Source organism: Parapedobacter soli (assembly GCF_025460835.1).
Classification (GTDB): domain Bacteria; phylum Bacteroidota; class Bacteroidia; order Sphingobacteriales; family Sphingobacteriaceae; genus Parapedobacter; species Parapedobacter soli.
In genome coordinates, this window is record NZ_JAMXAY010000102.1 from 1 (window position 1) to 5,527 (window position 5,527).

A 5,527-nucleotide genomic window follows, 5' to 3' on the forward strand; every position below is an offset into this window, starting at 1 on the left:
AAATTTTAACTAAACCGCTGGCCCAGGATTAGGGGAGTATTACAATCGAAAACCTTTTTGGTATTTCCGTAGCTAAAAGTAGAGCTGTTCCACCCTTAAACACAAAGTTCAGCTGATTCAATTGCAGTTGCTCCAAAAGTGTCAGAGCATATATTACCTTTTCAATCAGTTTTGGGTCCATGCGTTTCCCCAACTTGTTCCGTAAGTCGGTAATCCACTCAATTGTATAGGACTTTGTGTCTATCATAATTTATATAGCATTGGCATAAATAAATTTATTTTGCCAAACTTATATTTATCAGTTCATCAATTTCTCGTTCTCTGTTTCTTCGGACAGCATACCTGCGCATCTTTAACTCATTTAAGGTGTATTTTCCCACTACACTCCGCATAATAAATTCCTTTTCATTTTGCTGTGCTGAAAAAAGTGCCGTATCAATCAGCATATCCACCAATAACTTTTCCAATGCAGGAATAATAATTTTCTCTTTTTCGATTAGGGGAGACTCCGAAACCATATTTTTCACAATGATAACTTCATCTTGATTATTAATGTAACGGTCAAATATTTCTTCACCAGGATTAAAGAAAACGTTTCTTGTGGTTTCTGTTAGAAAGGTAAATACGGATTCGGAAGCATCTTTTTCTACTTCCATAACGACATAATGTTTAAAAGGCTGATGACGCATAAAATCATTCAACCACACCGTATCCCAAATACAAAAAGTGATATAAGGAAATTCACGTTTTACTTTATTGAATATTCTTTTTAGCGTAGTTGAGATATTGGGTTGAAAAGGGCTGAAACGGTCCACCTCATAAACCCCTCTGGAGGGGGCGTTTATGACTCCCTGTTTCTTCAGCTTAGACAGATACATGTTGATGGTATTGTCAGACCAAGAAGGAAAATCTTTCTTTATTGATTCCACAAGCCTCTGCTTGGGAAGTCTTTCGTTTCCCTTGAAATAACGACTAATGTATTTTTCTAATACTTCTGCCAAGATCTTTTTTATGGTAAATGTAATATAATTTTATATAAGTTCGGCACAAAAGTTATATTTTGTCAAAGTTATACACTTGCGTATGCTGTTGGAAAGAGCAGAAAGCTTTCACTCCAAAAGGAAAAATAACGGATGTAAGATAACGAAGCAATATAAGTCCCGAAGGTCATCCATGGTGAGAGCAGTAAAAGCAAAGCCCCGAAACGGGGAGAATCGGGGCTTTCAAACTAACCAATTATAAACCTAAATTATGAAAAGACAAATTTTACTAACTGACTATATAACGCACTTCGGTCCCGTTTTGTTACAACGAATCTGTTAAGAGATGTTAAATAGACAAGTTGATGACAAAAGCGGCTAAAAAAGAGAAACCCGTNACTATATAACGCACTTCGGTCCCGTTTTGTTACAACGAATCTGTTAAGAGATGTTAAATAGACAAGTTGATGACAAAAGCGGCTAAAAAAGAGAAACCCGTCACGCTGTACGTAACGGTTCTCCGCCCCAATGGGGTTAGGGGGGAGGGGATTATTTTGCGGTGTGAAAAAAGTCCGGGCCGTCCTTATCTACATGGGAACGGCCGAGTGGTTAACCGCATCTCATGGAAACGACGCAGATCCGGCCGTAGGCCGGAAACCAATAAACACCTACCGTAAGCTAACTTACGAAAACCATTCGGTGGTTCAAAAATTTGGATGTGGCGGTAAAAGTTTTTACCTTTAGCGTAGCCGATGTGACCGCGATAATTGATCGGGAACAATCATTAACAAATAAACAAGGACAGGTTTTAAAGATAATCATCTGTTTTAATGCTGCTGCACCCATGGTGTTGTCGTTTAAGTGCTATCCGGGTGATCAAAGGACTTATTGCATACGAAAAATGGATTAATAAAGAGCAAAGACACGAGATCTAGAAACGTGAGATCACAGATTGTGACGGTTTACTGAAAGCAATTTTAAGCCTAATGATTAATGGCCGAAACCAAAAATGACGAGATAGCGATAGCCGGAGAAGAATGGCGCGAGCTTATCACAATCTGTGATAAGCTCCCCCAGCGCGCAAAACATAGTCCCGCCACGCCCTTTGCCGTTACCTTTACTGAACAAGGTGTATCTATGCACGTCTGCATATTGAATAGCAACAGTGCCATTAGCAAAGTAAATGGTTGCTATTAACGAAATTGCAATATAAAGATGAAAACATATTTTAGAAAACACACCTTGACTGCAATACTAACTGTATTTGGCTTATTTACTCTATTTACTTTCTCCTCTTGTAAAAAAGAAGATAAAAGTGGCGACGCACAGACAAACGACAATTACTACGTAAAGTATGTAATAAGTGGTGTAATCTCCTCGAAAATTAGCTACGGTAGTAAATAGAAATTTAGTTGCCGATTACCTCCCAATGGCCGCCTTTGGCAGGTCCGATACAACGTAATTTAATTACGCCGCTCAGTTTTTTTCTACTAAATATTTCCAGTAGCGTTTCGGTACATGTTGCACGTGCAGTTTCAAGTTGCGACGAGCGGTAATATTTGTACTTTGGAAATACAGCTTCCACAGGCGTTTAAACAGATCATCGCGTTCATCCAATGAAAAGGAGGTTGCTTCGGCTGATGGCCCTCCAGCTAGCGTAGTAGTCAAATGCACTTCTCGCACGTTGGTTTGATCGTATAGGATTCCATAACGCCGCTTGACATCAAATATCAGCCAGGATTGGTCGGCGTACCGGTTTTTGAAAAACGTCGCAATGAGCGGTAGTACATTAAAATCGGGTTCTACTGTAGCGAAAAACAATCCATTGGTACATTTGCTGAACCGTACGAATGCTTTCATACGATGACGTTCACGATTTACTTGCTTTAAAGTCTTTACAAAATAAAGCACGTCGTGCTCCCCGAAATTTTTCAGGATATTGGGTCTTCCCTTGAAAACCTGCTGTATTAACTTATAACCTGACGTCCAAGCGCTGGGATTTTCTGACAAAAATACATGAAAAAAAGCTTCTGCGTCTTTTGCTCCCAATTGCTTCATTAACCCGGTCTGTACTCGTTTTGCTTTGGTCAGATCAGTGGTAATTACGCGATGGCTTCCGAAAAGCGACCCTTGGGGAATTGCCGCAGAACGGGGCGTAGCGTCCCATTCGCTGCGTTCGAAACACTCGAATAGGCCCGTTAGGTAGCCGGAGTAGGAACCGTCAAAGATATAATCCATGTCAAAACCTCAGAATAGTGTCAGTTGATGGGTGTGCACTTTTGAGGCATACTTGCTGGTGGACTCCGAAAGGATGGCCTGTTTTATGGTTTCCATTGATGGTGCGCCGAGGATAAAGGGAGCATCTGCATAGCTTATGAAATGCTTAGCCCGATTAAAGGCCAGTCCCATTTTTTGCAGCTGGTAGGCGTACAGGCGCCCGAATTTGCGGGCGTGGATAATCTTCATCGCCGACTGACGGCCAATGCCCGGCACACGGATGATTTCCTTCAAATTTGCCCGGTTGATATCTACTGGAAAGAATTGCGGGTTGCGTAATGCCCAACTCAACTTGGGATCAACGGTCAAATCGAGTTGCTGGTGTGCTGGATCAAGAAGCTCTTCTAGCTTGAAACCGTAAAAACGGAGTAACCAGTCGGTTTGATACAATCGGTTTTCGCGCAGGAGGGGTGGTGCCGAGCCAATCTGTGGCAGCAGGCTGTGAGAATCATTTATAGGAATATAGCCGCTATAATATACCCTTTTTAGCTTGTAGTCCTGATAGAAGGTATTTGCTACCTGCATAATTTCAAAATCTGTTTTGGGTGTGGCTCCGACGACCAGCTGCGTGCTCTGACCGGCCGGGACGAAAGACGGCACCTGCTTGATAATTTTTTTTTCCGCTTTATAGGTGCTGATTTGATTTTGGATCAAAGCGAGTGGCTTCTTGACCGATTCGTGGTCCTTTTCTGGAGCGACCATTTTCAGGCCGGCTTCAGTGGGCAGCTCAAGGTTTATGCTCATCCGGTCGGCGTAAAGGCCGGCTTCCTTAATAAGCTCCTCACTGGCGCCGGGAATGGTTTTAAGGTGGATATAGCCATGGTACCGTTCTTCCAAGCGTAGCTTTTTAACGATGAGCAGCAGACGCTCCATTGTAAAATCTGCGCTTTTGAAAATCCCTGAACTGAGGAACAGACCTTCGATGTAATTGCGCCGGTAAAAATTCATGGTCAGGTCAATGACTTCACCCACCGTAAAGGCAGCCCGTCTGACATCGTTGCTCCTACGGCTTACACAGAACGCGCAATCGTAAATACAATGGTTGGTCAATAATATTTTCAACAGCGACACACAACGGCCATCTTCGGTATAGGTGTGACATATGCCCGACCGCGATGCGTCGCCGATACCACCGTTGTTTCTGCGCCGGCTTCCGCTGGAGCTGCAACTCACGTCATATTTGGCGGCATCGGCAAGGATAGCTAGTTTTTCCTCAATTCGCTCCATATTTCCCATGTAATTTAACTGCCTCAAATATGCTAAAAAAAATAGTAACATAAAATTGCTTCAGAAATGATTCGCTTCGTCAAAGCAAACAAAAAATTCAGCAGACTGTTATGCATTCGTATTCGCATAAAAAAGTATCACGCATAAGCGACAGGTTTTATCTTAACATCAACGTAAGAAATGAGCACAGAAAATTTGAAAGACAAAGAAGCCATTGGAAAGCTGAAAGACATGGTCAATACGATTGATATCGGCATACTTTGTTCCTTTACAGCCTCTGGTGACTATCCGCATGCAGTTCCCATGAGCCGACAAGAGGTGGATGATGAAGGTAACATCTGGTATTTATTTTCATCCGAAAGCGAGACCTACGCTAACTTAAAGAAGAATAATAAAGCGAGTGTATTGTTTTCCCATGTAGGCGACTATAATTTCCTGAATGTAAACGGGGTGGCGGAAATCACCAATGATAAGCAGCGGATAGAAAAATACTGGAATAGGATGATGGAGGGATGGTTTGAAAAAGGGAAGGATGATGCTCGGATAAGGGTCTTGAAAATCGCCCCTGTTGAAGCACATTATTGGGATAATAAATCTAATAAGTTGATGACGATCCTGAAAGTAGCAGCCAGCGCCGTTACTGGCCAGAAAATGGATATAGGTAGAGAAGGCGAACTTAACCTGTAAATTATCGTTTGTTCTGCCAATGCTTAAGCAGGCCAGTATCCTGGAAGAAGCAACCGATACAACTGGATTGAGCCATGTAGCTTCAGAAATGGCTCATAGGCTGAACGAGTACGGTGATTATTTTGAGTGACGAATCACTTTCGGGGCTTTTGACCGATTAACAAAATCCTTAGTTGCTTGGTGTCATTACTATTGATGCCCATTTCTTTTGTTATTAGTCCTTTTTAACGAGAGCTGTTTGGTTGTCCAGGCACGAATTTATTTTTGCGGCAATGGAATGCAAATCCCAAATAGCAGAACAAAAATGCCAGCTAACTAGTCAACCCTTAAAAAGCCCAATATTTCTTTTTTGAAGT

At 42.0% G+C, this 5,527-nt stretch carries 5 protein-coding genes; 2 read left to right on the top strand and 3 right to left on the bottom strand.

Annotated features, from left to right (window positions below; all coding sequences use genetic code 11):
* Positions 1–275: 275 nt before the first annotated feature.
* Complete coding sequence (locus NGM62_RS21405) at positions 276–1,001, bottom strand: DUF6577 family protein (RefSeq protein WP_262250343.1); 726 nt, start codon at positions 999–1,001, stop codon at positions 276–278.
* A 972-nt stretch (positions 1,002–1,973) separates the two neighbouring features.
* Between NGM62_RS21405 and NGM62_RS21410 the strand changes: the two genes are divergently transcribed.
* Positions 1,974–2,177, top strand: coding sequence for an ORF6N domain-containing protein (locus NGM62_RS21410; RefSeq protein WP_262250344.1), 204 nt, complete (start codon positions 1,974–1,976; stop codon positions 2,175–2,177).
* 279 nt (positions 2,178–2,456) lie between these two features.
* Here NGM62_RS21410 and NGM62_RS21415 read toward each other — a convergent pair whose 3' ends face one another.
* Positions 2,457–3,218: a TIGR03915 family putative DNA repair protein gene (locus tag NGM62_RS21415; protein ID WP_262250345.1), complete on the bottom strand. Its 762-nt coding sequence runs from the start codon at positions 3,216–3,218 to the stop codon at positions 2,457–2,459.
* A gap of 9 nt (positions 3,219–3,227) precedes the next feature.
* Complete coding sequence (locus tag NGM62_RS21420) at positions 3,228–4,484, bottom strand: putative DNA modification/repair radical SAM protein (RefSeq protein WP_262250346.1); 1,257 nt, start codon at positions 4,482–4,484, stop codon at positions 3,228–3,230.
* 180 nt (positions 4,485–4,664) lie between these two features.
* On the opposite strand from NGM62_RS21420, the gene NGM62_RS21425 reads away from it, so the two are divergent.
* Positions 4,665–5,171, top strand: a complete 507-nt coding sequence (locus NGM62_RS21425) for a pyridoxamine 5'-phosphate oxidase family protein (RefSeq protein WP_262250347.1) — start codon at positions 4,665–4,667, stop codon at positions 5,169–5,171.
* Positions 5,172–5,527: the final 356 nt, after the last annotated feature.